24 protein-coding genes are annotated in these 26668 nt (G+C 72.1%); 13 read left to right on the top strand and 11 right to left on the bottom strand.

Features of this window, described 5'->3' with window-relative positions; all coding sequences use genetic code 11:
* Positions 1 to 22 precede the first annotated feature (22 nt).
* From KZJ41_RS08650 to KZJ41_RS08630, 5 genes are all read left to right on the top strand, one after another.
* Positions 23 to 1351: a sugar ABC transporter substrate-binding protein gene (locus KZJ41_RS08650; protein WP_006933846.1), complete on the top strand. Its 1329-nt coding sequence runs from the start codon at positions 23 to 25 to the stop codon at positions 1349 to 1351.
* On the top strand, positions 1348 to 2313 hold the full coding sequence (locus KZJ41_RS08645) for a carbohydrate ABC transporter permease (RefSeq protein ID WP_006933844.1): 966 nt from the start codon (positions 1348 to 1350) through the stop codon (positions 2311 to 2313). The genes KZJ41_RS08650 and KZJ41_RS08645 overlap by 4 nt, the downstream gene beginning before the upstream one ends.
* Positions 2313 to 3194: a carbohydrate ABC transporter permease gene (locus KZJ41_RS08640; RefSeq protein ID WP_006933843.1), complete on the top strand. Its 882-nt coding sequence runs from the start codon at positions 2313 to 2315 to the stop codon at positions 3192 to 3194. The genes KZJ41_RS08645 and KZJ41_RS08640 overlap by 1 nt, the downstream gene beginning before the upstream one ends.
* A 29-nt stretch (positions 3195 to 3223) precedes the next feature.
* On the top strand, positions 3224 to 4306 hold the full coding sequence (locus KZJ41_RS08635) for an ABC transporter ATP-binding protein (RefSeq protein WP_006933842.1): 1083 nt from the start codon (positions 3224 to 3226) through the stop codon (positions 4304 to 4306).
* A gap of 99 nt (positions 4307 to 4405) precedes the next feature.
* On the top strand, positions 4406 to 5929 hold the full coding sequence (locus KZJ41_RS08630; RefSeq protein ID WP_185713694.1) for an ATP-dependent DNA ligase: 1524 nt from the start codon (positions 4406 to 4408) through the stop codon (positions 5927 to 5929).
* Positions 5930 to 5972: 43 nt separating this feature from the next.
* Here the strand turns inward: KZJ41_RS08630 and KZJ41_RS08625 are convergent, their stop codons facing one another.
* Positions 5973 to 6632, bottom strand: a complete 660-nt coding sequence (locus KZJ41_RS08625) for an enoyl-CoA hydratase-related protein (RefSeq protein ID WP_006948048.1) — start codon at positions 6630 to 6632, stop codon at positions 5973 to 5975.
* Entirely contained in the window at positions 6629 to 7288 is a 660-nt protein-coding gene (locus KZJ41_RS08620; RefSeq protein ID WP_251550449.1) for a TetR/AcrR family transcriptional regulator, read from the bottom strand. Before KZJ41_RS08620 ends, KZJ41_RS08625 begins: the two co-directional genes overlap by 4 nt.
* A gap of 175 nt (positions 7289 to 7463) precedes the next feature.
* On the opposite strand from KZJ41_RS08620, the gene KZJ41_RS08615 reads away from it, so the two are divergent.
* Both KZJ41_RS08615 and KZJ41_RS08610 read left to right on the top strand, forming a co-directional pair.
* Positions 7464 to 7832 (top strand): helix-turn-helix domain-containing protein, encoded by a 369-nt coding sequence (locus tag KZJ41_RS08615; RefSeq protein WP_050034842.1) that lies wholly within the window; start codon positions 7464 to 7466, stop codon positions 7830 to 7832.
* 101 nt (positions 7833 to 7933) lie between these two features.
* Positions 7934 to 8749, top strand: a complete 816-nt coding sequence (locus KZJ41_RS08610; RefSeq protein WP_006948042.1) for a mycofactocin-coupled SDR family oxidoreductase — start codon at positions 7934 to 7936, stop codon at positions 8747 to 8749.
* A gap of 103 nt (positions 8750 to 8852) precedes the next feature.
* Here KZJ41_RS08610 and KZJ41_RS08605 read toward each other — a convergent pair whose 3' ends face one another.
* Together KZJ41_RS08605 and KZJ41_RS08600 are read right to left on the bottom strand one after the other, a co-directional pair.
* On the bottom strand, positions 8853 to 9446 hold the full coding sequence (locus tag KZJ41_RS08605) for an ATP-dependent Clp protease proteolytic subunit (RefSeq protein ID WP_029542284.1): 594 nt from the start codon (positions 9444 to 9446) through the stop codon (positions 8853 to 8855).
* Positions 9447 to 9448: 2 nt separating this feature from the next.
* Positions 9449 to 10051, bottom strand: a complete 603-nt coding sequence (locus KZJ41_RS08600; RefSeq protein ID WP_029542283.1) for a ClpP family protease — start codon at positions 10049 to 10051, stop codon at positions 9449 to 9451.
* Positions 10052 to 10153: 102 nt separating this feature from the next.
* On the opposite strand from KZJ41_RS08600, the gene KZJ41_RS08595 reads away from it, so the two are divergent.
* The 3 genes from KZJ41_RS08595 (at position 10154) to KZJ41_RS08585 (ending at position 13953) form a co-directional block, all read left to right on the top strand.
* Entirely contained in the window at positions 10154 to 10903 is a 750-nt protein-coding gene (locus tag KZJ41_RS08595) for an ABC transporter permease (RefSeq protein ID WP_043799209.1), read from the top strand.
* 88 nt (positions 10904 to 10991) lie between these two features.
* Positions 10992 to 12620, top strand: coding sequence for a LuxR family transcriptional regulator (locus KZJ41_RS08590; protein ID WP_006948036.1), 1629 nt, complete (start codon positions 10992 to 10994; stop codon positions 12618 to 12620).
* Between the two features lie 115 nt (positions 12621 to 12735).
* Positions 12736 to 13953 (top strand): NAD(P)/FAD-dependent oxidoreductase, encoded by a 1218-nt coding sequence (locus KZJ41_RS08585; RefSeq protein ID WP_065922841.1) that lies wholly within the window; start codon positions 12736 to 12738, stop codon positions 13951 to 13953.
* Here the strand turns inward: KZJ41_RS08585 and KZJ41_RS08580 are convergent.
* From KZJ41_RS08580 to KZJ41_RS08555, 6 genes are all read right to left on the bottom strand, one after another.
* On the bottom strand, positions 13898 to 14206 hold the full coding sequence (locus KZJ41_RS08580; protein WP_235194056.1) for a type II toxin-antitoxin system death-on-curing family toxin: 309 nt from the start codon (positions 14204 to 14206) through the stop codon (positions 13898 to 13900). The genes KZJ41_RS08585 and KZJ41_RS08580 overlap by 56 nt on opposite strands.
* A gap of 53 nt (positions 14207 to 14259) precedes the next feature.
* On the bottom strand, positions 14260 to 14463 hold the full coding sequence (locus tag KZJ41_RS08575; RefSeq protein ID WP_006948033.1) for a hypothetical protein: 204 nt from the start codon (positions 14461 to 14463) through the stop codon (positions 14260 to 14262).
* A gap of 24 nt (positions 14464 to 14487) precedes the next feature.
* Positions 14488 to 16371 carry an exodeoxyribonuclease V subunit alpha gene (recD, locus tag KZJ41_RS08570; RefSeq protein ID WP_065922843.1) on the bottom strand — a complete coding sequence of 628 codons (1884 nt, stop codon included), beginning with the start codon at positions 16369 to 16371 and terminating at the stop codon, positions 14488 to 14490.
* The gene (locus tag KZJ41_RS08565) at positions 16368 to 19664 is read right to left on the bottom strand and encodes a UvrD-helicase domain-containing protein (RefSeq protein ID WP_185713699.1); all 3297 of its coding nucleotides are present in this window, start codon (positions 19662 to 19664) and stop codon (positions 16368 to 16370) included. The genes recD and KZJ41_RS08565 overlap by 4 nt, the downstream gene beginning before the upstream one ends.
* Positions 19661 to 22957 (bottom strand): exodeoxyribonuclease V subunit gamma, encoded by a 3297-nt coding sequence (recC, locus tag KZJ41_RS08560; RefSeq protein ID WP_029542272.1) that lies wholly within the window; start codon positions 22955 to 22957, stop codon positions 19661 to 19663. Before recC ends, KZJ41_RS08565 begins: the two co-directional genes overlap by 4 nt.
* Before the next feature lie 114 nt (positions 22958 to 23071).
* Positions 23072 to 23569, bottom strand: coding sequence for a DUF2505 domain-containing protein (locus KZJ41_RS08555; protein ID WP_006948023.1), 498 nt, complete (start codon positions 23567 to 23569; stop codon positions 23072 to 23074).
* A gap of 66 nt (positions 23570 to 23635) precedes the next feature.
* Between KZJ41_RS08555 and KZJ41_RS08550 the strand changes: the two genes are divergently transcribed.
* Positions 23636 to 23968, top strand: a complete 333-nt coding sequence (locus KZJ41_RS08550; RefSeq protein ID WP_043799194.1) for a metalloregulator ArsR/SmtB family transcription factor — start codon at positions 23636 to 23638, stop codon at positions 23966 to 23968.
* Positions 23965 to 24447 (top strand): SRPBCC family protein, encoded by a 483-nt coding sequence (locus tag KZJ41_RS08545; RefSeq protein WP_050034837.1) that lies wholly within the window; start codon positions 23965 to 23967, stop codon positions 24445 to 24447. The genes KZJ41_RS08550 and KZJ41_RS08545 overlap by 4 nt, the downstream gene beginning before the upstream one ends.
* Before the next feature lie 138 nt (positions 24448 to 24585).
* Here KZJ41_RS08545 and KZJ41_RS08540 read toward each other — a convergent pair whose 3' ends face one another.
* On the bottom strand, positions 24586 to 24786 hold the full coding sequence (locus KZJ41_RS08540) for a hypothetical protein (protein ID WP_260502470.1): 201 nt from the start codon (positions 24784 to 24786) through the stop codon (positions 24586 to 24588).
* Positions 24787 to 25006: 220 nt separating this feature from the next.
* On the opposite strand from KZJ41_RS08540, the gene KZJ41_RS08535 reads away from it, so the two are divergent.
* Entirely contained in the window at positions 25007 to 26662 is a 1656-nt protein-coding gene (locus KZJ41_RS08535) for an alkaline phosphatase D family protein (protein ID WP_065922845.1), read from the top strand.
* The last annotated feature ends 6 nt before the right edge of the window (positions 26663 to 26668 follow it).

Here is a 26668-nt window from a genome sequence, read left to right as displayed (position 1 = left end):
CACATCCAGAACGACCACCCGAATGCTGGTGGCCGGAGCGGGGGCGCTCAGCCTCACGCTCACCGGCTGCGCCGGCGCCGGCTCGCTCGGCGCCTCCGACCAGACCGTCACCATCGCGATGGTGTCGAATTCCCAGATGCAGGACGCCCAGCAACTCGCCGCGCAGTTCGAGGCCGAGAACCCGGACATCGACCTGCGGTTCGTCACGCTCTCGGAGAACCAGGCCCGCGCGAAGATCACGGCCTCCACCGCGATGGGCGGCGGCGAGTTCGACGTAGTGATGATCAGCAACTACGAGACCCCGCAGTGGGCGGAGAACGGTTGGCTGACCAACCTCTCCGACTACGCCCGGCAGACGGAGGGCTACGACGAGGACGACTTCATTCCCTCCCTGCGCGAATCGCTGTCCTACGACGGCGACATGTACTCGGTGCCGTTCTACGGCGAGTCCTCGTTCCTGATGTACCGCAAGGACCTGTTCGAGCAGGCCGGCATCGCCCTGTCCCCCACCCCCACATGGGACGAGGTCGCCGCTGCCGCCGCCCGCCTCGACAGCCCCGACACCGCCGGGATCTGCCTGCGCGGCAAGCCCGGCTGGGGTGAGGTGCTCGCCCCGCTGAACACGGTGATCAACACCTTCGGCGGCCGGTGGTACGACGAGAACTGGAACGCGCAGCTCACCAGTCCCGAGGTCGTCGAGGCCGTGCAGTTCTACGTCGACCTCGTGCGCGAGCACGGCCAGCCGGGCGCCGCCACCAGCGGTTTCAGCGAATGCGCCACGCAGCTCGCCCAGGGCCGCGTCGCGATGTGGTACGACTCCACGTCGGCGGTCTCCACCCTCGAGGACCCCGCGTCGAGCAACGTGGTCGGAAAGATCGGGTACGCGCCGGCACCGATCCGGGTCAAGGACGACGCGGGCTGGCTCTACAGCTGGTCGCTCGGCATCCCCGTCGACAGCGACAACGCGGACTCGGCGTGGCGGTTCGTCTCGTGGATGACGAGCAAGGAGTACCTGCGCACCGTCGGCGAGACCCTCGGCTGGGAGCGGGTGCCGCCCGGCAGCCGGCTGTCCACCTACGAGATCCCCGAATACCGTGAGGCCGCAGCCGCTTACGGGCCGCTCACCCTCCGGTCCATCGAGAACGCGACCCCGGACGCCCCGACGGTCGAGCCGGTGCCCTACACCGGCGTCCAGTTCCTGGCCATCCCCGAGTTCCAGGACCTCGGAACCCGCGTGAGCCAGCAGATCAGCGCCGCGATCGCCGGCCAGAAGACCGTCACCGAAGCGCTGGAACAGGCCCAGGAATACGCCGACGTCGTCGGTGCCACCTATCGGGAGGATCAACAATGACAACCGTGGCAGTCGGCGCACCCACCGCCGACGACTCGGAACGCATCCGCCGGGTGCGGGAAGCCAAGAGCGACGCGGTCTCCCGCGCGGAAGGCTGGCGCCGCCGGGGGCCCCTGCTGCCGGCCCTGATCTTCATGATCGTGGTCACGCAGATCCCGTTCGTGTTCACCCTCTACTACTCCACGCAGTCGTGGAACCTGGTGCGCCCGGGCTCGCGCAGCTTCGTGGGCCTGCAGAACTACGCGGACGTCTTCCGCGACAGCCAGTTCCGCGAGGTCGCCGTCAACACCGTGATCCTCATCGTCGGCACCGTGCTGATCTCCGTCGTGCTGGGCCTGCTGCTCGCGCTGCTGCTCGACCGGGTCTTCCTCGGCCGCGGCATCGTCCGCACCCTGCTCATCACGCCGTTCCTGGTCACCCCCGTCGCGGGAGCGCTGATGTGGAAGACCGCGATGTTCGATCCCGTGTTCGGCATCGTCAACTTCGTGCTCTCCCCGTTCGGCGTCGGGCAGATCGACTGGGTCAGCCGCTACCCGCTCGCCGCGGTGATGGCCAACCTGGTGTGGCAGTGGACCCCGTTCATGATGCTGCTCATCCTGGCCGGGCTGCAGTCCATGCCGCGTGACACTCTCGAGGCCGGCCGGGTCGACGGGGCCGGCGCCTTCGCCCTGTTCCGCGAGCTGACGCTGCCGCACCTGCGGCGGTTCATCGAACTCGGCGCCGTGCTCGGCGCGATCCACCTGGTCAACACGTTCGACGCCATCTACATGATGACCCAGGGCGGACCGGGCACCGCCAGCTCCAACCTGCCGTTCTACATCTATCAGCGGGCGTTCCTCGGCTTCGACATCGGCCAGGCCGCCGCCATGGGCGTGGTGGTCGTCGTCGCCACCATCGTCGTGGCCACCGTCGCGCTGCGGCTGATCTTCACATCGTTCACGGGCAAGGAGGAGGCCGCCTGATGAGCACCACCGCCCCCACCACACAGCAGCTCCCCGCACCGGAGACCGTCCCGGCGCGCCCCCGGAAACGTAAGCACCGCAAGGCAAATCCATGGGGCGTCGTCGCCTGGATCGCCGCCCTGGGGTTCTTCTTCCCGGTGTTCTGGATGGTGCTCACCGCCTTCAAGCAGGAGGCCGACGCCTACTCCGATCCACCGAAGTTCTTCTTCACACCCACCCTCGACCAGTTCCGCGCGGTGTTCGACACCGGCGTCGGTGTCAGCCTGCTCAACTCGGCGTTCGCCACCGGCGTGTCGACGATCCTCGTCCTGCTGCTCGGCGTGCCCGCCGCGTTCGCCCTGTCGCTGCGGCCGGTGCGCAAGACCAAGGACGCCCTGTTCTTCTTCATCAGCACGAAGATGCTGCCGATCGTCGCCGCGATCATCCCGCTGTACGTGATCGTCGCGAACATCGGCCTGCTCGACAATATTTGGGCCCTGATCATCCTCTACACCGCGATGAACCTGCCGATCGCGGTGTGGATGATGCGCTCGTTCTTCCTCGAGGTGCCGGGCGAGCTGCTCGAGGCCGCGAGCATGGACGGCGCCGGCCTGTGGACGTCGGTGCGGGAGGTGATCCTGCCGCTCGTCTCGCCCGGCATCGCCGCCACCGCCCTGATCTGCGTCATCTTCTCCTGGAACGAATTCTTCTTCGCCGTCAACCTCACGGCGGTACAGGCGCAGACAATTCCCGTGTTCCTCGTCGGCTTCATCACCGGCGAGGGCCTGTACTGGGCTCGCCTGTCCGCGGCCGCGACGATGGCGGCGCTGCCCGTCGTCCTCGCCGGCTGGGTCGCCCAGAACAAGCTCGTGCGCGGCCTGTCGTTCGGCGCAATCAAGTAACTCCCCCGATCACTTTCGAAGGAATCGTCATGGCCGAGATCACCTACCGCAACGCGTCGTGCATCTACGAGAACTCCGACACCCTCGCCGTCGACTCGCTGAACCTGGACATCCAGGACGGGGAGTTCGTCGTCCTGGTCGGACCGTCCGGCTCCGGCAAGAGCACCGCGCTGCGGATGCTCGCCGGACTCGAGGACATCGACGAGGGCTCGATCAGCATCGGCGGCCGCGACATGGTCGGTGTGCCGTCGAAGGACCGTGACATCGCGATGGTCTTCCAGAACTACGCCCTGTACCCGAACAAGACCGTCGCCGAGAACATGGGCTTCGCACTGAAGATGCGCGGTGTGAGCGCCGACGAACGGCGGCGCAAGGTCGAGCAGGCGGCGAAGCTGCTCGACCTCACCGACTACCTGGACCGCAAGCCCGCCAAGCTCTCCGGCGGCCAGCGGCAGCGCGTCGCGATGGGCCGGGCGATCGTCCGCGAACCGCAGGTGTTCTGCATGGACGAACCGCTGTCCAACCTCGATGCCAAGCTGCGGGTGCAGACCCGCACCCAGATCGCCGCGCTGCAAAGGCGTCTCGGCACCACCACGGTGTACGTCACGCACGACCAGGTCGAGGCGATGACCATGGGCGACCGGGTGGCGGTGCTGCGCGGCGGCACGCTGCAGCAGTTCTCCTCCCCCACCGAGCTGTACGACCGGCCCGCCAACGCGTTCGTCGCCGGGTTCATCGGCTCGCCCGCGATGAACCTGCTCGACGCGCGGATCGTCGACGGCGGCGTGCAGATCGGCAGCACCGTCGTCGACGTCGAACGGGACCGCATCGCCTCGCTGCACCGCGCCGGCCTCGAGACCGTCACCGTCGGGATCCGGCCCGAACAGCTGGAGATCACGGACGGCGACGGCGTCGAGGCCATCGTCGACCTCGTCGAGGAACTCGGCAGCGAGTCGTACGTGTACACCCGCGTCGCGCGCAGCGACACCACCCTCGTCGCGCGGTCGCTCACCCGCACCCCGGCCCGGCTCGCGGACACGATCCGGCTGCGCAAGCGGGAGGGCTCGGTGCACCTGTTCCATCCGGAGACGGGCGAACGCGTCGGCGACTGACCGGCCGGCGGTGAACCTGCGCCGGAACCGGCGGTGAACCTGCGCCGGAACCGGCGGTGAACCTGCGCCGGAACCGGCGGGGGTCGGTACGGTCGGGACGTGCTCTTCTCGACGATCGTCGCCACCTCACGGGCCGTCGGCACCACCCGGTCGCGACGGACCAAGGTGGAAGAACTGCGCAGCCTCCTCGCCGTCCTCGACCCCGTGGAGGTCGAGCCCGCGGTGTCGTGGTTGGCGGGCGAGCCCCGCCAGGGCCGCATCGGCGTGGGCTGGCGCACCCTCGCCGGGGCCCGCGTCGACCCGGCCGACGCGCCGTCGCTGACCGTCTCCGACGTCGACCGGGCCTTCACCGAGCTCGCCGGTCTGGCCGGGACCGGATCGACGGGGCGGCGCCGCGAACTGCTCGCCACGCTGCTCGGCGCGGCCACCACCGCCGAACAGGAGTTCCTGGTGCGGCTGCTCACCGGGGATCTGCGGCAGGGCGCGCTCGAGGGCGTGATGACCGACGCGGTGGCCGCCACGGCCGGTCTGCCCGCCGAGACGGTGCGCCGGGCGTTCATGCTCTCCGGGCAACTGTCCGTGACGGCGGCCGCCGCGCTCACCGGCGGCGCCGACGCGCTCACCGCGTTCCGTCTCGAGGTGGGCCGGCCGATCAGGCCGATGCTCGCCTCTCCCGCGCCGTCCCTCGCCGACGCCTACAGCCGGTTCGGCGGCGACGTCAGCGTCGAATACAAGCTCGACGGCGCCCGCATCCAGGTGCACCGCCACGACGAGACGGTGCGGGTGTTCACCCGCACCTTGCGCGAAATCACCGGCAGCGTACCGGAACTCGTCGATCTGGTCGCCGCGCTGCCGTGCACGTCGGTGGTGCTCGACGGCGAGACCCTGGCGCTCGACCCCGCGGGCCGGCCCCGGCCGTTCCAGGAGACCATGAGCCGCTTCGGCGCCGAGTCCGCCCACGATCTGTTGCTGCACCCGTACTTCTTCGACTGCCTGCACCTCGACGGCGTCGACCTGCTCGACGCACCGCTTGCCGAGCGTCTCGACGCCCTGCAGCGGGTCGCCCCCGAGCACCGGATCCCGGGCGTGCTGCAGCCGGACGACGCCGCAGCCAAGGCCCAGTTCGAGGCCGCGCTCGCCGCCGGACACGAGGGCGTCGTCGTCAAGGACCTCACCGCGCCCTACGCGGCGGGCCGGCGTGGCCGCGCCTGGCAGAAGGTCAAGCCGGAGCACACCCTCGACCTGGTGGTGCTCGGCGCCGAGTGGGGCTACGGCCGCCGCACCGGGTACCTGTCCAATCTCCATCTGGGCGCGCGGGACCCGGACGGCGGTGAACCGATCATGGTCGGCAAGACGTTCAAGGGGCTGACCGACGCGCTGCTGCAATGGCAGACCGAGGAATTCCCGCGTCACGAACGCAGCCGCGACGCACACGCGGTGTACCTGCGACCGGAGCTGGTCGTGGAGATCGAACTCGACGGCGTGCAGGTCAGCCCGCGCTACCCCGGCGGGGTGGCGCTGCGATTCGCGCGGGTGGTGCGCTACCGCCCCGACAAGACGGCTGCCGAGGCGGACACGATCGACGCGGTGCGGGCGCTGCTGCCGGCGACGGATTCCGGTTAGCGCCCCGCACTTCCGCCCGATACCGGATGTCGCTCGTGGCCGGTCATGCCCGCCCCTGGGCGAGCGACTCGACCACGGTGGCGAACATGGTGGACTTGATGACACCGAGGGTGCCGGGGTCTTTCCCCACGAGCGGGGTGACGAGCTCGACGGCGGCATCCAGGACGGTACCCTCGCCGGCTGTGCGGTCGACCAGGCCGGCAGCCTCGGCCTCGAGGCCGCCGTAACGGTGCCCGGTGGTCATCGCGGTGACTGCAGTCTGCGGGGTCAGCTTGGCCTGGATCAGGGCGGCCATGCCCGGCGTGAACGGGATGTGGATGTCGACCTCGGGGAAGCAGTAGTAGCCCCGGTCGGCGCGCATCACCCGGTAGTCGTGCGCGATGCCGAGCATGGCGCCCGCCCCGAACGCGTGCCCGACCACCGCGGCGACTGTCGGCAACGGGAAGGTGAGGATGCGGCTGAACAGCGCCTGCACCCGGCCGACGTACCACTGCGCCCGATCACCGTGCGCCGTCAACCATTCCAGGTCCAGGCCGTTGGAGTAGAACTTCCCCGTCGCCGTGGTGACGAGCGCGTGCGCGTTCTGCTGCGCTTCGTCGAGGAGGCGGTCGACGGTGTCGAGCCAGTCCGGGGAGAACCGGTTCTCGTCGTCGCCGAGGTCGAGGACGGCGATCTTGTCCCGGTAGGTCAGAGTGGCAGTCATCGAGAACCTTTCGTGTGGCCGCCGCGCCGGGGCGGCGCCGGCGGAGGATCGAGGGCGAGAACCGCACGGACCGCGGCCTCGAGGCGTTGCCGCAAGGCGGTGTCGGGGACACGCCGACGCCGGAGCAACAGCCCTGTGGGCAGACCGACGACGCAGTCCTCGACGACCGCGACCGCACGCGCGTCGCCGCGGCCCCACAACGTCCGAGTCAGGCGAACGAGCAGCGCGACCAGAACCGAATCGAGCCGGCTCAACTCTGCGGCGACATCCTCCGGCAGGTCGGACCCGAGCAACTCGTCGCGCCGGACGGTGAGCAGAAGACGCGAGGACTCGGGGAAGCGGGCGGCGAACGTCGCCGGGGTATCGGCAGCTGCGACGACGGCGTCGACCCCGACGGCCCAGCCCGGCGCCGAGGCGGAGCCGAGAACCTCGTCGACCGCCGCGTGTTGCAGGTCGAGGAAGCGGTGGGCCGCGCGCAACCAGGCCCGGCCGACCAGCCCGCCTCGTGAGCCGAACGCGTGATACAGAGCGCCGTTCGACATCCCCGTGGCCGCGGCGACCGCACGCAGCGTCACCGCACTCGCGCCACCCTCCACCACCAGACTTTCGGTGGTGTCGAGAACCTCGTCGAGGTCATGGATGCGGGGGCGGGGCACAGCGGGACCATAACAGAACATGCGCTCTATTACTAGGCGGTAACCGCGGGGTGGCGATCGGCTGCGCTGCCGAACCGCGGCCGGCCGTGCCGCGTCGCGTCGCGGACGGAGGCCCCCGTTTCGCTGTCGGTGAATACCCCGGCCCCGGCGCCGGCATCGTGCGAGACTTCGGGGCATGTCAGCAGCGGACCGGCCCGCCGTCGCGGATCTCGACGCCCGGCGCCGACAGCACCGTGCCAAGCGGCCGCGGCCCGAGCGCCTGCTGCGCGAGGTCTACGGGGAGATCCTGCGCGACGAACGCCGGGATCAGGACCGCAGCCTCGCCGACGTCGCGGCCGCGGTCGGCATGTCCAAGCAGTACCTGTCCGAGATCGAGCGCGGCCGCAAGGAGCCGTCGTCGGAGGTGCTGCGCTCGGTGTGCGGCGCGCTGCACCTGCCCGTCGAGCACCTGCTCTCGCGCGGGATCCGGCGGTTGACCGCCGCGCGAGTGAACGCGCAGGTCGAGCGGGTGCGCGACCCGCGCGTGGAGCTGTGCGCCGCCTGAGCCCCGGTCCCGCTGAGCGGAACCCGTGGTATCGCCCGTCGCTTCGGGGCTGGAGAATCCGCGTCCGACCCGACGATCCCCCCACTGCCGAGGAGACGAGCATGGATGCCGCCGGCCGTTTCGAGAACAAGGTCGCCTTCGTCACCGGCGCAGCCCGCGGCCAGGGCCGCGCCGAGGCGGTGCAGTTCGCCCGGGAGGGCGCCGACATCATCGCGATCGACGCGTGCATCGATTTCGCCTCGACCGCCTACCCGGGCGCCACGGAGGAGGATCTCGCGGAGACCGTGCGGCTGGTCGAGACGACCGGGCGTCGCATCGTCGCCACGACCGCGGACGTGAGGGACTTCGACGCGCTCTCGCGGGCACTCGCCGACGGCGTGGACCGGCTCGGCCGGCTCGACGTGGTCGTCGCCAACGCCGGCATCTGCTCGGGCGCGCTGTCGTGGGAGATCACCCTCGAGCAGTGGCGCGAAACGGTGGACGTCAACCTCACCGGAGTGTTCCACACCGCGAAGGCCGCCGTGCCCTACCTGATCGAGCAGGGCGAGGGCGGCGCAGTCGTCTTCACCAGTTCCGTCTCGGGTCTCAAGGGCACCCCGTTCACCGGCCACTACGTCGCGACGAAGCACGGCATCACCGGACTGGCGAAGACGATGGCGAACGAACTCGGCGAGCATCGGATCCGGGTCAACACCGTCCACCCGGCCGGGGTGGAGACCGGTATGAAGGTCAGCGACCTGCACCCGCTGATCGCGAAGTACGCGACCACTCTCGGCCCGATCTACATGAACTCCCTGCCGTACGAGATCCTGCAGCCCGAGGACGTCGCGGCCGTCGTCGCGTGGGTGTGCTCGGACGAGGCGAAGTACATCACCGGCGCGCAGATCCCGGTCGACCTGGGGAACCTGATCCGCTGAGCGCCCCCACCCAACGTGGCCGAATGTCACACCGCTTCGATCCGAGCGAACGCATGTCACATTCGGCCACCCGAAGGGGGGAGTGCACCCTGCGGCCCGGCCACTACGGCTCGCGGTCGACGATCAGCTCGTCGGCGAGCCCGTAGTCGATGGCCTCCTGCGCGGTGAAGACGCGGTCCCGATCGGTGTCCTTGCGCAGGCGCGCCGGGTCCTGACCGGTGTGCTCGGCAAGGATCTCCTCGGTCTGCGCGCGGATCCGCAACACCTCTGCGGCCTGGAGCGACAGGTCCGAGATCGTGCCCTGCCCCTGCGTCGACGGCTGGTGCAGCAGCACCCGCGAGTGGGCGAGCACGAAGCGCCGGCCCGGTGCTCCGGCCGCGAGCAGCACCGCCGCCGCGGACGCGGCCTGACCCATGCAGTACGTGGCGACGGGCGGCCGCAGGAACCGCATCGTGTCGTACACGGCCATCATCGCGGTGCTCGACCCACCGGGCGAATTGATGTAGAGGCCGATCTCCCGATCGGGCGACTCGGCTTCGAGGTGCAGCAGCTGGGCCATCACGACGTTCGCGACGCCGTCGTCGATCTCCGTGCCCAGAAAGATGATTCGCTCGTTCAGCAGCCTGCTGAACACGTCGAAGGACCGCTCCCCCGCCGGCGTCCGTTCGATCACGTGCGGAATCGTGTACTGGGACATGATCACAACCCCATCCGGCGACCGGCCGCGAACGGGGCGAGCTGACCGAACGAGTCGACCACTGCGTCGACGATGCCGTACTCGCGGGCCTGCTCGGGCGTGAACCACCGGTCCCGGTCGCTGTCGGCGGCGATCTGCTCCACCGGGCGCCCGGTCTCGGCCGCCAGGATCTCCTCGGACTGGCGCTTCATGTATTCCCAGTTGTCGGCCTGGATGGCGATGTCGATCGCGGTGCCGCCGATCCCCGCCGACGGCTGATGCATCATGATGCGACTGTGCGCCAAGGCGATCCGCTTGCCGTGCGTGCCGGCGGCGAGCAGCACCTGCCCCATGCTCGCGGCGAACCCGAGAGCCACGGTGACCACGTCGTTCGGAATCAGCTTCATGGTGTCGTAGATCGCGAGCCCGGCGAGGACCGATCCGCCCGGCGAGTTGATGTAGACGACCACGTCGCGTTCGGTGTCGGCCGTGGCGAGCAGGACGAGTTCGGAGCAGACCCGTTCGGCCGTGTCGTCGTTCACCTCCCCGGTCAGCAGCACCGTGCGGTGCTGGAAGAGCCGGTCGGCGAGTTGGTCGCGGTAGTTCAGCGGTGGTGTGGTGATCATGACCGTCATCCTGGCGCCGGCTCCGCGCGCCGGGGCGCTTCGTCTGCCGACGGCAGACACAGGTGATGTTGCAGGGGCGCGACCGGCGGATACGCTCCGGAGGTGACCTGGTCCCTGGAGTTGGTGCCCACCGCCGTCGGGGTGGCACTGCTCGTCGGGACGACGACCGCGGTGCTGTGGGGCTACCGCGCCCCGCATCAGTTCGCGCCGGCGATCGCGGTGCTGCGGGGCGCCGTGCAACTGGCCCTGATCAGCGTGGTGCTGTCCGGGGTGATCACGAATCCGATCTGGGTGGGCGCCGCCCTGCTCGTCATGTTCACCGTGGCGGCTCTCACCGCATCGCGCCGGATCGGCTGGAGCCCGGGACACGTGGCCCTCGTATCCGGTGCGATGGCGCTCGGGATCGCCGTGACGCTCACGATCGTCTTCGTCACCGGCGCCATCGAGTTCTCCCCGCGGTACGTCCTGGCCATCGGCGGCATCGTCGTCGGCAACGCCATGACGATCGCGACCCTCGCCGGGCGGCGCTTCACGGAACTGACCGGGGACAACTGGGACACCGTCGAGGGCTGGCTCGCGCTCGGTGCGACGCCGCGGCAGTCCACCCGCGAGCTCACGCGCCTGGCCGTCCACTCGGCGCTGATCCCGTCGACCGACCAGACCAAGACCACCGGGCTGGTGACGCTGCCGGGCGCCTTCGTCGGCGCGATCTTCGGGGGTGTGTCCCCGCTCGAGGCCGGACGCTTCCAGATCGTGGTGCTCGCCGCGATCATGGCCGCCGGAACGATCACCGCCGTCGTCCTCGTCTCCGGTCTGGCACCGGTCCGTACCCGGCCCGGCCTGCCGGACTGATCTCCGCTGCGCCCCGGACCGGGAGGCCGGGGGGCGTAGGATCGCAGGCAACCACTCGGTGCACGTTCGGTCGCCGCAGGGAGCGAGGATGGGCCCGTCGACGGTGCTCGACCACGCGCGGGCAGCGTTCCACGCGCGGGACTGGACGCGGGCGTTCGACGCGTTCCGCGCCGCCGACGCGCACGAGCCCCTCACCGCCGACGACCTCGACCTGTTCGCACGGTCGGCGTATCTGGTCGGCCGGGACGACGACTGCGCGACGCTGTACGAACGTGCGTTCTCGGCCCATCTCGACGCCGACGACCCCGAGCGGGCCGGACGCAGTGCCTTCTGGCTCTGCTTCCTGCTGATGAACCGTGGTGAGGTGGCGCGCGCCGGCGGCTGGCTCGCCCGGGCCCAGCACCTGAGCGAGCCCGGACGCCCGGACTGCGCGACGCGCGGCTTCCTGCTGCTGCCGGCGGCGGTGCAGGACATGCATGCGAACCGCCCGGCCGACGCCCTGCCCGCGTTCACCGCCGCCCAGGAAATCGGCCGGTCCTGCGGCGACGCCGACCTCGTCGCGCTGAGCACCCTCGGCATCGGGCAGTGCCGCATCCTGCTCGGCGACGTCACCGGCGGTCTCGGCACGCTGGACGAGGTGATGGTCGGCGTGACCCTCGAAGAGGTCTCGCCGGTCGTGGCCGGCCTGGTGTACTGCGCGGTGATCGAGGCCTGCCAGGACACGTTCCAGCTGCAGCGGGCCAGGGAATGGACGCGGGCACTCGGCCGCTGGTGCGACGCCCAGCCCGGCCTCGTCCCGTTCCGTGGACAGTGCCTCGTACACCGCGCGGAGATCCTACAACTGGAGGGCGCCTGGACGGAGGCCATGGACCTGGCCCGGCTCGCCTTCCGTCGGCTGTCGGACCCACCGGGGCAACCGGCCGTCGGCATGGCCCTGTACGAACAGGGTGAACTGCACCGGCTGCGCGGCGAGTTCGACGAGGCCGAGGACGCCTACCGCCGCGCGGGCCGGCTGGGCCGCGAGATCCAACCGGGCATGGCGCTGTTGCGTCTGCGTCAGGGCGACCCCGACGCGGCGCTCGCCGGGATCCGGCGGGCGCTCGGCGAATCGCTTCCCCTCTATCGTCCGCGGCTGCTGGCGGGCCACGTGGAGGTCGCGCTCGCCGTCGGCGACGTCGCGGCCGCGCGCCGCAGCGCCGACGAACTCGCGGCGCTGGCCCGCGAACAGGACGCTCCGGCGTTGAGCGCGATCGCCGAGCAGGTCACCGGGGCCGTCCTGCTCGCCGAGGGCGCACCGCGCGCCGCCCTCGACCGGCTGCGCCGCTCGTGCGGGCTCTGGCGCGGGTTCGAGGCGCCCTACGAGTGCGCGCGGGTGCGGGTGCTGCAGGGCCGCTGCTGTGATGCGCTCGGCGATGCCGAGTCGGCGCGGCTCGAGTACGAGGCCGCGGCGGCGACGTTCCGGGACCTGCACGCCGAGCCGGACCTGCGGGACCTCGCGCGAGTGCCGACGCGGCCGGCCGCGCGGGGCCGGCTGACCCCGCGCGAGGTCGAAGTGCTGCGGGCCGTCGCCACCGGGAAGACCAACCGGGCCGTGGCCCGTGAACTCGTGTTGAGCGAGAAGACCGTGGCGCGGCACCTGAGCAACATCTTCACCAAGCTCGACGTGTCGTCCCGGGCGGCCGCGACGGCATACGCGTACGAGCACCACCTGCTCTGAGCTGCACAGAATTACCCATCCGGGTTCTCGGGCCGGCTACATAGTTCGCCCGACGCGGCCGATGCCGGCGGCGCCTAACGTCGTCCGTCCAGACCCCTCGAGCCAGGAGTTCCCCATGACCACCGACAGTGCACCCCGACTGATCGACACCGTCGTGATCGGCGCGGGCCAGGCGGGTCTGTCCGCCGGCTACCACCTCGCCCGGCGCGGCCGCTCTTTCCTGATCGTCGACGCGAACCGGCGGATCGGCGACAACTGGCGCAGCCACTGGGATTCGCTGCGCCTGTACAGCCCCGCCGGATACGACGGCCTGCCCGGCATGCCGTTCCCCGGCGATCCGCACCGGTTCCCGACGAAGGACGACGTCGCAAACTATCTCGAGGCATACGCCGCGCGGTTCGATCTCCCCGTCGCGGGCGGCACCCGGGTGCGTCGGCTCTCACGCGACGGCGACCGCTTCCTCCTCGACTGCGGCGAGATGCGGATCGAGGCCGGCAACGTCGTCGTCGCGACCGGCACGTTCGGCCGCACCCCGAGCATCCCGGAATTCGCAGCGGAGCTGGACCCGCGGATCGTGCAGCTGCACTCGAGCGAGTACCGCAATCCGACACAGCTGAACGACGGGCCGGTGCTCGTGGTGGGCGCCTCCCACTCCGGCGGCGACCTCGCCTACGAGGTGGCGACGTCCCATCCGACGATCCTGTGCGGCCGCGACACCGGGCAGCTCCCGGTGCGGATCGAGAGCCGCCGGATGCGGGTGCTCTTCCCCGTCCTGTGGTTCGTGTGGGGCCACGTGCTCTCCGTACGCACCCCGCTCGGCCGGAAGGTGCGTGAACACGAACGCCGGCACGGCGCACCGCTGTTGCGGGTCAAGCGGGAGGATCTCGCCGAGCTCGGCGTCGAACGGATCACCGAACGGGTCACCGGGGTCGTCGACGGCCGTCCGGTCCTCGCCGGCGGGCGCGTCCTCGACGTGACGAACGTGTTGTGGTGCACCGGTTTCCGCCAGGTCTACGACTGGATCGACCTGCCGGTGCTCGGCCCGGACGGCTGGCCGCTCGAGGACCACGGGGTGGTGACCGACATCCCCGGCCTGTACTTCACCGGGCTGTGCTTCCAGTCGTCGTTCCGCTCGATGCTCGTGGGCGGGGCCGGCGCGGACGCCGGGCACGTCGTCCGGCACCTGGTCGAGCACCGCGCGCCCGTCGCCGCTGGGGTTCCGACCCGACTCGGCGCTCCGGCGCACGGCCGTTCATACGGCTCGTCGGGGACCTACGCTACGTCCAGCCGGCGAGTGTCTCGGCTGCTGCCCGGTAGTCGATCGTCCCGGTAGAGACGGCGATCACCAGGTCGTACGCGTCGTCATCCGGCGCGTCGAGATCGAGCCCGTTGAGGCCGTAGAAGACGAACACCGCCATCCACGAGAGCCGCGTGTTGCCGTCGACCAGAGGATGGTTCCGCGCGATCGATTCGAGCAGCACCGCGGCCTTCTCGTGGATCGACGGATAGGCATCACGCCCGAAAAGCGAGGAGCGAGGTCGGTGCGCAGCCGAATCCAGGAGACCGAGATCGCGAATGTGCGGCACTCCCAGATCCTCCGCAAGCGCGAGCAGATCCTCGAGTTCCAGGTACTCGACGTTCACTGAGCCAATCGGTCGAGCAGCGCAGCGTATCGCTCCCGGCCGTCACGGGACAACGCCTGCACCCGCGTGTCCCGCACGCGCCGCGCCGCCGCCTCCGTGATGGCACGCACCGTCGCCTCGTGCTTACTCACACCGTCGGCCTCCGCCAACAGCGCAAGTGCTCGCTCCTGCTCTTCGGTCAACCGGAGTGTCATGGCCATGAGTCCGATGCTACCACTTTGGTATCACCGGACGGCCCGAGGGCCCGGCAGCTGCCGGCGCAGGCCGCTGGCTCGCAGCACCCGCCGCTCGACCCCGGCGCGGACGGCTTCCTCGGTGCCGATCAGGCGCACGTGACCGCGCGCCCGGGTGATCGCGGTGTACAGCAATTCGCGGGTCAGCAGCGAGGATTCGGGTGGGGGCAGGATTACCGAGACCGTGCCGTACTGGCTGCCCTGGCTGCGGTGGATGGTCATCGCGTACACGGTCTGCACGGCCGACAGCTGGCTCGGGTGGAGCCGGAACGGCTCCCTGCCGCGCGCGAATGCCGCGACGGGTTCGCCGGCGGCGTCGACGACCACGACGCCGGTGTCGCCGTTGTAGATGCGGGTCTCGTGGTCGTTGGCGGTGACGAGCAGCGGCTGACCCGGGTACCAGCGCTCGGCGTCGAGCCGCCGGCCGGTGTCGGTGGCGATCCACTCCATCGCCCGCCGCGCCCACCACTGCACCCCGTACGGTCCCTCGCGGTGCGCGCACAGCAGGCGGTGCGTCTCGAACTGCTCGAGCGCAGTCCCGGCGTCGCCCGCGACGGCGGCGGCGGTGACGGTCGCGGCGGTGGTGACGACGTCGTGCCGCAGGGCCTCCAGGTCGTTCGGGGCGTGGAAGGACACCTCGGTGCCACCGCCCCCGAGAATCCGCATCACCGCGTCGGCGTCGCCCTCCCGCACGGCGACGGCCAGGTGTGCGATGTCTCCACCGAACCGCCGGCCGCGGCTGAGCCGGATCACGCCGCCGCGCAGCCGGTTCCGTTCCCCCGGCGAGAGCGCCGCCTCGGCGGGGTCGTCGCCGGCGTCGAGGTCGGGTCCGACGACGCGGCCGAGAACGGGGTTTCCCGCGGCGGTGACGGGACGGGCGACGAGGTCGGCCAGGACGGCGCCGGCGTCGACGGAGGTCAGCTGGTCGGGGTCGCCCACCAGGATCAGGCGGGTGCCGGGGCGGACGGCCTCGAGCAGCCGGCACATCATGGTCAGCGACACCATCGACGTCTCGTCGACGACCACGACGTCGTAGGGCAGGTGGTTGCCGGCGTGGTAGCGATACCGGGTGCGGCCGCGCTGCCAGCCGAGCATGCGGTGCAGGGTCATCGCGGACAGGTCGGCGCGCAGGCCCAGCGGCTCGGCCTGCTCGCGGACGGATTCCTGCAGCCGGGCCGCGGCCTTGCCGGTGGGCGCGGCCAATCCGATGCGCAGGGCGGGGCCGTGCAGCGTGGTCAGGAGCGCCAGGATCCGGGCGACGGTGTGGGTCTTGCCGGTGCCCGGCCCGCCGGCGATGACCGTGGTCCACCCGGTGGCGGCCAGCGCCGCGGCGATGCGCTGCCGATCCGGTGCGGCGGCCGGGCGGCCGGGGTCGCGCTGGTCCCGGAACAGCTCCCGCAGCCCCCGCTCGAGCGTCTGCTCGTCGACGACGGGATGACCGAGCCCGCGGGCGTCGAGGATCTGCCGGACTGTCTCTTCCTGACGGAAGTAGCGCTCGAGGTACAGCAGCGGACCGTCGGCGGTGTCCACCAGGCGCAGCGGGCGCAGCGGGCCGCGGTCGCCGCCGACGACGAGCGGACTGCGGCGCAACCCGGCGACGACGGCGTCGTCGTCCGGCCACGGCAGCGCCGCGAGATCCACCTCTGCGGCCTCGTCGACGGTGACCTCCCGCAACCGGGTCAGGTCCAGGCACACCGAACCGGCACGCACGGCGCGCACGGCCAACGCGGTCGCGAGGTGCACGTCCTCGGCGGTCTCCCCGGACAGCTGGGCCAGCCGCAGCGCGACGTGCACGTCGGCGGCCGCGAGCACCCCGGCCTCGTTGAAGACCCGCAGGGCCCCCTTGCCACGCTGGGCCACCTGGGCGTTCGTCACGGGACCTCCTTGCCTGCCAGCAGGTCGGACAGTTCGGCGACGAGGGCGGGCGGCGGCGCCCAGTCGAACACGCCGCAGCCCGCGGGGGTGTCCGGGCCGACCATGCCGCGCACGAACAGGTACTGCACGCCGCCGAGGTGCACGGCCGGGTCGTACCCGGGCAGCCGCCACCGCAGATACCGGTGCAGGGCAACGGCATACAGCAGCGCCTGCATCGGGTAGTGGGCGCGCAGCATCTCCTCGGCCATCCGGTCCCGGGTGTAGTGGGCGGTGGTGAGCTCCTCCGGCCCGAGCCGGTTCGTCTTGTAGTCGACGATCACGAATCGCGGCTCGGTGCCGTGGATCCGCAGGACCGAATCGATGCTGCCGGTGAGGTAGCCGCGCAGCGGGGTCGGCTCGAGGATGCCCACGAGATCGGCGTAGGACGCGAACGGGTCGCCGGCGGGCAGGTGGGCACGCAGCAGCCGGGCGACACCGTCGAGGGTGACGGTGGTGGCGACGGGGTCGTCACCCCCGGCGAGGGGCAGCTCGAAGTCGAGTTCGGCGAGCCGGTCGGCGGGAGCGATGTCGGCGAGCGTGCCCGCGCCCCCGGCGAGCGGGGTGCGCAGGACCGGCAGCAGGGCCTCGGCCAGCTCCTCGGGGTCGACGTCGGAGAATTGTTCGGCGACGGTGTCGCGGCAACAGCGCAGCAGTTCCGCCCCGAGGTCGGCGGCCGCGGTGTCGACGACCTCGAGCACCGCGTGCACGAGGGTGCCGAACACGGCCCCGCCGGGCAGCGGGTTCATCGGGGACGCGATGCCGTCGTCCGCCGCGTCGGCCGGCAGCAGCGGGGGTTCCTCGGGTTCGTCGGTCTTCGCGGGCTGTTCGGCCTCGGCGCCCGCGCCGGGCCCCTCGTGGGCAGCGGCGGTGAGGGCGGTGTAGGAGGTGCGCCGCCAGGCGTCGTCGAGCTCGCGGTCGAAGCGGGCGGCCTCGAGTTCCACGACGGTCTCGTGCGGCCGCACCCACGTGACGGCGGGGATCGGCGCCGATCCGACGGCCTCGACGGACGCCGTGCCTGCGGCCCGGCCGGCCCACCCGGTCAGCTGCTGCGCCACGATCGGGTCCTCGGGCACGCGCGCCTTGTGGGCGATCTCGGAGGTGCCCGGCACGCGGCCGAAGAGCATGCGGTGCAGCGGGGCACCGGAGGTGCTGTACCCCGGAGCCCACCACAGCACCAGGTGACAGCGGGCGCGGGTCAGCGCGACGTAGAGCAGGCGCAGTTCCTCGCCGGCCACCTCCTCGTCGTGGCGCCGGCGGCGCTCGCCGTAGCCCGCGCTGCCCTCGCCGCCGACGTCGAGGACGCGGCGGCCGTCGTCGTCGTGGAGCAGGAGCCGGTCGGGTTTCGACCGGACGCCCGACTCCCACGCGAACGGCACGTACACGACGGGGAATTCGAGGCCCTTGCTGGCGTGGACGGTGAGCACCTGCACCGCGGCGGCGTCGCTGTCGAGGCGGCGGCTGCGGTCGGCGCGGGCCGTGCCCGCCTCGGCGATCCGTTCCGTCAGCCAGCGGGTCAGCGCCGTGACACCCAGCGCCTCGGCCGACGCGGTCTCGTCGAGCAGTTGCGCGAGGTGCCGCAGATCGGTCAGTTCCCGCTCGCCGCCCGGCCATCCCAGCAGCCGCGGTTCGAGGTCGCAGAACGCGGCGAGGCGCTCGAAGAGCGCGGCGAAGCCGGACCGCTCGAACACGACGTCCAGTTCGCGCAGCAGGGTGCCGATCGCGGCGACGAGTTCGTCGCCCCGGGTATCGACGTCCTCGGCGGTGCGGCCCATCAGCGAGGTCAGAGCGGCCAACCGCACCCGGTCGGGGCGGTGCGGCTGTTCGAGCGCCTGCAGCACCCGCAGCCATTCCCGCGCGGCCGGGGTCGCGAAGACACTCGTCCCGCCGGCCAGCACGGCCGGGATCCCGGCACCGGTGAGCGCCCCGTGGACGAGGGCGACCTGCGCATTGGTGCGCACCAGGACCGCGACGTCGCCGGGTTCGACGGGCCGGCGGCCGGCCCCGAGGTCGACGGTGACGTCGCCACCGAGCAGGGCCGCGACGTCGGCCGCGACATCGCGTGCCACCCGTTCCTGCAGCGCCTGGGCCTTCGGGAAACCGGAGGCGCCGCACGGGCCGGCCCCGGTCCGCGGCAGGTGCCGCAGCCGCAGCGGCGCTGCCCCGGCGATCCGGGACGCCGGCTGCGCCGCCTCCACCGGGTGCGCGACGATCCGCGGATCACCCAGGGCCGCACCGCCGTACAGATGGTCGAGGGCGGCGAGCAGGTTCCCGTCGCTGCGCCAGTTGCAGACGAGTTCCTGGTGGCCGTCGGCGAACTCCATCGCGCCGAGGTAGCTCAGCACCTCGGCGCCGCGGAACGCGTAGATGGCCTGCTTCGGGTCGCCGACGAGGACGAGGGTCGTGCGGCGGTGGAACGCGCTGCGCAGGATCTCCCACTGCAGCGGGTCGGTGTCCTGGAACTCGTCGACGAGCACGACGCGGAAGCGGGAGCCGATGCGGCGGCACGCGACCTCGCCGTGCTCCGGGTCGGTCAGCACCGCGTGCAGCAGCGCGAGCTGGTCGTCGTAGTCCCGCAGGCCCGCGAGGCGCTTGCGCCGGTCGACCTCGGCCCGCACGGCCCGGGCGAACTCGACGCGTTCCCCGGCGGGCGTGCCGTCGGCGCCCTCGGGGGCGAGGGCGGCCTGGGGGTCGAAGACCGCGGCGCGCGCGGCCTCCGCGGCCTCGGCATGCGAGATCGGTGCCCTGTCCGCCCGCCCGTACCGGCGCAGGTACAGGTCCGCGATGACCTCGATGGTCAGGTCGTCGACGTCCTCGACGAGCACCGCGTCGGTGTCCCGCTCGCCGGCGGTACCGAGCTCGTCGAGCATGCGCTGGCAGAATCCGTGCGTGGTGGCGATGGTGGCGGCGTCGAAGTCGGACAGGGCCCGCAGCAGCCGGCGCCGGTGCGTGGCCACGTCGCCGCCGGCGAGGTGCCGGATCAGCTCGTCGGGGTGGTGCCGCGCGGCCTCCGGGTCGGCCAGCGCCCGCGCGACGCCGGCGAACCGGTCCCGGGTGCGTTCGCGCAGTTCCTGCGTCGCGGCGCGGCTGAACGTCACCAGCAGCAGCTGCGACAGCTCCGCCGCCCCCTCGGCGACGAACCGGGTGGCCAGGCCGACGATGGCGTAGGTCTTGCCGGTTCCCGCGCTGGCCTCGAGCACGGTGGTGCCCGTCGGGAGCGCCCCGAGCAGGTCGAACTTCGACACGGTTCGGGTCACGGACGCCCCTGGATCTCGTTGGACAGCAACGGCTCCCACAGGCGCCGCGCGAGGGCGCCGAACCGGGTGGGCTCGCCGTGCCACGCCTGCTCGTCGTCGCGGGCGGCGACGGCGGTCAGGTCCCGCAGCGTCACGCCGGAGCCGTACAGGTAGGCGATGTGCCGGTCGGTGCGTTCGCCGTAGGTGGAGCCGAACTCCTGGGCGGCGGCGTCGACGCCCATCTCGACGGAGTCGCCGCGGTGTCGCCGCTCGGCGTACTCGGCGGCGGCGGCGGTGGCCGTCGGCAGCGGCTCGTGCAGCCCGCGGTCGCGCAGGTCCACGAGCCGGGCGAGCTGCTCGAGCGCGTCGGCGGGGGCGTTGATCGTGGACCGCCAGGCCGGGGTGCTGCGGAACCGGCCGCGGCCGGTGGTGATCGCCTGCCACTGCCCCGGCCGGTCCGACGCGGCGACGGCGAGCAGGTGCACCCAGGCGGTGAGGCGGTGCTTCGGCGCCAGCCGGGAGAAGGTGCTGCGGGCGACGACGGTGCCGTGGACCCCGCCGACCGTGCCGGTCAGCCGCCGGCCGTCGCCGAGGTCGACGTTCACGTCGACGGTGTCGGCCGGTCCCGTGTAGATCGGCCGGCACACCGCCACCAGGGCGTCCACGGTGCCGGCGACGTCGTCGAGCGCGAGCTCGCCGAGCCGGTACGGCGGCAGTGTCCCGCGCCGCCATTCGGCGGCCCGGAAGTCCGCGGGGTCCGTGCCGGCGAGCAGCGCCTCGAGCATGCGGTCGCCGAGGTCCCACCGGGCGAGCGGGTCGAGCCCGATGTCGAGGGCGTCCGCGATGTCCTCGTCCCGGTCGGGCACCCGCACCCCGAGCCGCTGCCGCAGGAACGCCTGGGTGGGGTGGGTGACGAACGCGACGAGGTCGGCGAGGTCGACGTCGGTGCGCGCGACGGGCGCGAGCGGACGGTGCAGCAGCCCGGGCCGGTGCCTCGCCGGATGCTGCGCGGCGCGCGCCCCGGCGAGTGCGGCCCGGTCGAAGCTCAGCGGGCGGCCGGGCCGGAAGTTGCGCGGATCGAACGGCTGCAGCGGATGCCGGGTGACGACCTCGGCCATGCCCTCGGGTCCGACCATCGTCTCGACCACGTCGCGCAGCTCGCTGAGCGGGATCGCCGGGGGCCGGCGGGCGCCGGTGACCGGGTCCGCACCGGTGTAGAACAGCAGTAGCGTCTCCCCCGCCGACATGACGGCGTCGAGCAGCAACTGCCGGTCCTCGCTGCGCGGATCACGTTCTCCCAGACAGGGGTTCAATGCCAGCACGTCGTCACCGTCGATGTGCGCGGCGCGGGGGAAGACCTCGTCGTCGAGGCCGAGCAGGACCACGACCCGGTGCGGCACCGACCGCATCGGCACCATCGTGCACACGGTCAGTTCACCGGTGCGGAAGTTCGCGCGCGTCGGCCGCCCCGCGAGCCGGGCCGCCAGCATGGCCCGCACGTCGGCGAGCCGCAGCGGCGCCGGCCCGGCGTGCTCGACGGCGGCCGCGAGTTCGCGGTGCGCCTGGGCGAGCTGCCAGGCGTCGGCGGGCTCGACGTCGGTCAGCAGGTCCAGTGCGCGGGCGAGGGCGGCGGCCCACTGCGCGGCCGGTTGCGGACCGCGCAGGCCGTGCAGCGCCACCGTCAGCCGGTCGATGTACTCGGCGAACCGTCCGGTCAGGTCGATGTCGTTGCTCTCGACGTCGTCGAGCGGGAGGGTGAGCCCGAGCCACTCGCTCTGCGACTCGTCGGCGGCCGCACCGAGCAGGATCCGGTCCAGTGCCGTGCCGAAGGTGTTCTGCGGGAAGTCCCCGAGCCCGAAGGCGTTTCGCTGTCCCTTGCCGATGCCCCATCGGGCGCCGGCGGCGGCGGTCCACTCCTGCAGCCGTTCGAGGTCGTCGTCGACGAGGCCGAACCGCCGGCGCACCGGCGCGGCGGCGGCGAGGTCGAGGACCTCGCTGGCGGTCACCCGCGCGTCGGCGAGGTCCACGAGCGTCGACACGACCGCCAGCACCGGGTTGGTGCGGCGCAGGCCCCGATCGGCCAGACGCACCCGCAACCGGTGCCCGGGGTGTCCGGAAGCGTCGCGCTGGGCGAGGGCGCCCTGACCGAAGGCGGCCTGCACGAGCGGCGCGTAGGTCTCCACGTCCGGGCACATGACGACCACGTCGCGCGGTTCGAGACCCGGATCGTCCGCGAACAGGTGCAGCAGGCACTCGCGCAGCACCTCGACCTGCCGGGCCGGGCCGTGACAGGCGTGGATGCGGATCGTGCCGTCGGCGACCGCGGAGCGGGCCGGGGGCCGGTCGGCGCGGAGGTCGTCCTGCAGCCGGCCGAGGAGGGTGTCGGGGCCGGGCCGGCCGGTGTGGTGCACGTCGGCGACTCCGGGGCCGGCCAGGTGCGCGCGCAGTTCGCGCACGTCACGGGCCAGGCTCGCCAGGAGGGGGTGTTGCACCGCGAGGGCGCTGCGGTCGTCGGCGCGCCGGCGCACCGGCTCCGCGGCCGCCTGCCCCTCCCACATGGCCGGGCTGGGGTGCGGAATCCACAGGTGCACATCGCGGTTCGCGGCGATCGCGGACAGCACGGCGCACTGGGCGACGGTGAGCCGGGTGGGTCCGAACAGCGACAGCCGCGACGGCCAGTCCACGAGCGCGGGCTCGGCGCGCAACCGCGCGCAGGCGGCGGTGAGCCGCTCGGCGGGACTGTCGTCGCCGATGCGCTCGCGCAGCCGCCGCCACAGCCGTGCCTGCCACCCGAGGTGGTCGGCGAGGCCGTGGCCGGTGCCGTCCGTGTCGCGTCCGGCGGCCCAGTCGACGAGCATCTCCGGGCGCTGCGTGGAGTAGCTGCGGAACAGGCCGGCCAGGTGGGCGGCGGTGGCGTAGCGACGGCCGGCGCGGTGATCGACGCCGTCGCGGCCGAGATGCCGGGCGAGGACGGTGCACCACGATTCGTCGAGGCAGTCGTCGACGACGTCGAGCAGCGTCCACAGCATCCGGTCGGGATGCCACGGGTCGTCCTCCGCAGCCCGGCCGGTGGCGGCGGCCAGTGCCTCGTCCACCAACCGTGCCGGCGACGGGTGGTCGATGTTGGCGGCGACGCCGTCGCCGCAGGTGCCCCCGAGCACCGTCGACAGCCGCTGGGTCAGCCACCGCTCGACCCCCTTGGCGGGGACGGCGACGAGCTCGCGGGCGAACGGGTCGGCGAGGGGCACGGCGAGCAGGTCGGCGAGGGCGGCCGCCAGGGTGTCGGCGCGCTCGGCGCGGTGCAGCGTCAGCACGCAGGTCCCCTCGTCGCTCGGTGTGTTCCGGTCCTCCACCGGCTTATCACACCGCGGTGACAGGGCTCGCCGCCGCGGCGGTGCAGCAGGCGCGGCGCGGGCGGTCGCGGCAGGTCAGCGCGACAGCCACGCCGCGATCGCGATCCGATCGTTCTCGACGATCTGCAGGACCATCCCGTGCACCATCGACTCGATCCGGCCCCCGAGGAGCGGGACCCGGACCACGACCTGCCCCTGTACGTCGATGAACGTGCCGCCGGTCTCGCTCACCCGCAGCCGCGAGCGTCCCTCGAGGGCGACGGGCAGGCCGGTGGCGCCTCCGGACATCCGCCCCTCGGCGGCCTCGCCCATCAGCGGACCCCATTCGTCCGTGCGCTCGATGACCAGCGGGCCGCGCAGCATCCCGCGCACGATCGACGGCAGCTCCGAGGGTTCGGACCGGTCCGTGACGGTCACGCGCAGGGTGCCCGGACCGTGCGGTTCCTCGACCACCGCGGTGGCGCTCGCCCGGTCCGCCACCCGGTCGAGCCAGTACCGCTCGTCGATCAGGGCCGCGTGCACGTCCCGGACGTGGTGGTCCAGCTCGGTGGTGAAGGCGAAGGACTTCGGCATGAGCTGCACATTATCGGCCCGCCCGGACCGTTGACAGGGCTCCGCCCCGATGCAACACTGAACCTAATGGTTCAGTATTCGAGTCTCGATGCCACGTTCGCGGCGTTGTCGGACCCCACCCGGCGCGGGATCCTCCAGGACCTGCGTGCCGGACCGGCCTCGATCAGCGACCTGGCCGCCCGGTACCGGATGACGCCGACCGGGATCACCAAACACGTCCGGCTACTCGAGGAGGCAGGTCTCGTCGTCACCGAGAAGAAGGGCCGGGTGCGCTACTGCCGGCTCGGCACCAACCCGCTCGAGCGGGAGGCGGACTGGATCCGCAACCACCAGCAGATGATCGAGGGCCGCATGGACCGCCTCGCGGAGTTCCTCGACCGAACGAAAGGAACGTCATGACCACCACGAATCCCTCTGCTCCGCTTGCCGTTACGACGCCCAGCGAGCGCGAGATCCGGGTCGAGCGCGTCTTCGACGCCGACCGCGACCGCGTGTGGGCCGCCTACACCGAGCCCGAACTGCTCGCCCAGTGGTGGGGCCGGGGCAACCGGCTCGACGTGGAACGCTACGAGTTCGAACGGGGTGGACACTGGCGGTTCGTCGAGCACAGCGACGGCGAAACCCACGGGTTCGAAGGGCGATTCCGGGAGATCACGCCCAAGGACCGCATTGTGCAGTCCTTCGAATGGGACGGGATGCCGGCATACGTCGCCATCGACACCGCGACGTTCGAGGACCTCGGCGACGGCCGCACCCGCGTGGTCACCGTCTCGCAGTTCCACACGCCCGAGGAACGCGACGGCATGCTGAACTCCGGCATGGCCGAGGGTCTCGGCCAGAGCTACGACGCGCTGGACGCGCTGCTCGCCCGGATGTGACCGCCGTCCGGGCTCAGCGTCTCCCCGCGGTGCGGGGCTCAGCGCCTCCCGGCGGTGCGGGGCTCAGCGCCTCCCCGCGGTGCGGGGCTCAGCGCCTCCCCGCGGTGCGGGGCTCAGCGCCTCCCCGCGGTGCGGGGCTCAGCGACCGGAGGCGGTGTCGCCCTCCTCGTCGACCTCGTCGGACCCCGTGTCGACGAGGTCGGCGAACGCCGTGCCCGACACCGTCCCCCCGGTCCCGGGCAGCGTCACCGTCGGCCGGGCCCCCGGCTCGTACCGGCGCTGCATCTCCTCCGCCTGTTCCTTCGCGCGGCGCTTCGTGTCCTCGTCGATGTTCTCCAGCGGATCCTCGGGCCTGTGCTCGGTACTCAACGGTTTCGCTCCGATCCCCTCGCGGTGCACCTGGCCGCCGGTCGCCCGGCACCCCTCACGATCCTCCGCATCGGCGCCCGGCACCACCCCCGCCGACGAATCGGCCGAGCCGGGCCGCGGAGACCCCGCGGACCAGTAGGCTCGTGCGCATGGCTGTATCGCCGATCCGAACCCCGAGGTAGGTGGCGCCATGGCGAAGCTCATCCTGGGCCCGGTCCTTCGGCACGTCGGTCGCAGCGACGCCACCGTGTGGGTGGAGACGTCGGACCCGTGCACCGTCGAGATTCTCGGCCACCGGGAGCGCACCTGGACCGTGGCCGGCCACCACTACGCACTGGTGGTGATCGAGGACCTCGAGCCCGGCTCGACCACTCCGTACGAGGTCCGCCTCGACGGCGATCCGGTCTGGCCGCACCCCGACTTCCCCGCGTCCGTCGTCCGCACCCTCAGCGACGACGGGCCGCTCGAACTGGCCTTCGGTTCGTGCCGGTTCGCCACCACGTCCGCCACCGAGAACCACGACAAGCTCGGCGCCGACGCCCTCGACGCATACGCGCAGCGCATGATGACCCGGACCCCGGACCGGTGGCCCGACGCGCTGCTGCTCCTCGGCGACCAGGTCTACGCCGACGAACTGTCCGAACAGACCCTCGCGCGGGTCCGCGAACACCACGACCTCGACGAGCCTCCCGGCCCGCAGGTCCGCAACTACGAGGAGTACACCTGGCTCTACGCCGAGTCGTGGTCCGATCCGCACGTGCGGTGGCTGCTGTCCACCGTCCCCACGTCGATGATCTTCGACGACCACGACGTGCACGACGACTGGAACACCTCGCAGTCCTGGCGCGACGAGGTCGAGGCCACCTCGTGGTGGGAGGAACGCATCGTCGGCGGGCTGGCGTCGTACTGGGTGTACCAGCACCTCGGCAACCTCGACCCCGTCCAACTGGCGGAGAACGCGCTGTACCAGCGCGTCCGGAAGGCAGACGGGGACGCCGAGCCGCTGCTGCGCGAGTTCGCGTCGGCCGCGGACGAGGAGGCCGACGGCGCGAAGGGCGCCCAGTGGTCCTACCGGCGCGACCTCGGGAGGGTGCGACTGCTCGTGATCGACTCGCGGTGCGGGCGGGTCCTGTCCGGCGGCCGGCGGGAGATGGTCTCGGACCCGGAGTTCTCCTGGATCGAGCGGCAGACCCAGGGCGACTACGACCACCTGCTCGTCGGGACGTCGCTGCCGTGGCTGCTGCCGCGGGCGCTGCACGACCTCGAATCCTGGGACGAGCGGCTCGCCGCCGGGGTGCGCGGGAATCGGGTCGCCCGCTGGGCGGAGACCGTCCGTCGCGGCGCGGATCTCGAGCACTGGGCGGCGTTCCGCGACTCGTTCGACCGGCTCGCCCGGCTCTTCGCCGACATCGGCCGGGGCCGTTGCACCGAACCGTCCGGCCGTCCCCCCGCGACGATCTGCGTGCTCTCGGGCGACGTGCACCACGCCTACGTCGCGCAGGCGCGGTTCCCGGATCCGATGCCGACCCGCGTGTACCAGCTGACCTGCTCGCCGCTGCACAACTACGTGCCCGCCGCGGTCCGGGCGGTGTTCCGCATCTCCTGGAGCCGGGCGATGGAACGGACCGTGCGCTTCGCGCTCGGGCGCGTGTCGGAGGTGCCGCCGGTGCCGATCGAGTGGACCAAGGCGACGGGACCGTTCTTCGGCAATCAGATCGCGACGCTGCGCCTGGCCGGCCGCGCCGCGCATCTGGTGCTGGAACGGGCCGGCCGGGTCCCGCACGGTCCCATCGGCTTCACCACCACCGCCGACCTCGTGCTGTCGACGCCGGACGAGACCACGTGACCCTGC

Origin of the sequence: Rhodococcus sp. 11-3 (genome assembly GCF_023704055.1) — a bacterium.
Taxonomy (GTDB): Bacteria; Actinomycetota; Actinomycetes; order Mycobacteriales; family Mycobacteriaceae; genus Rhodococcus; species Rhodococcus aetherivorans.
Note: the sequence above shows the minus strand (reverse complement) of the source record. Positions and strands in the feature narration are given on the sequence as shown.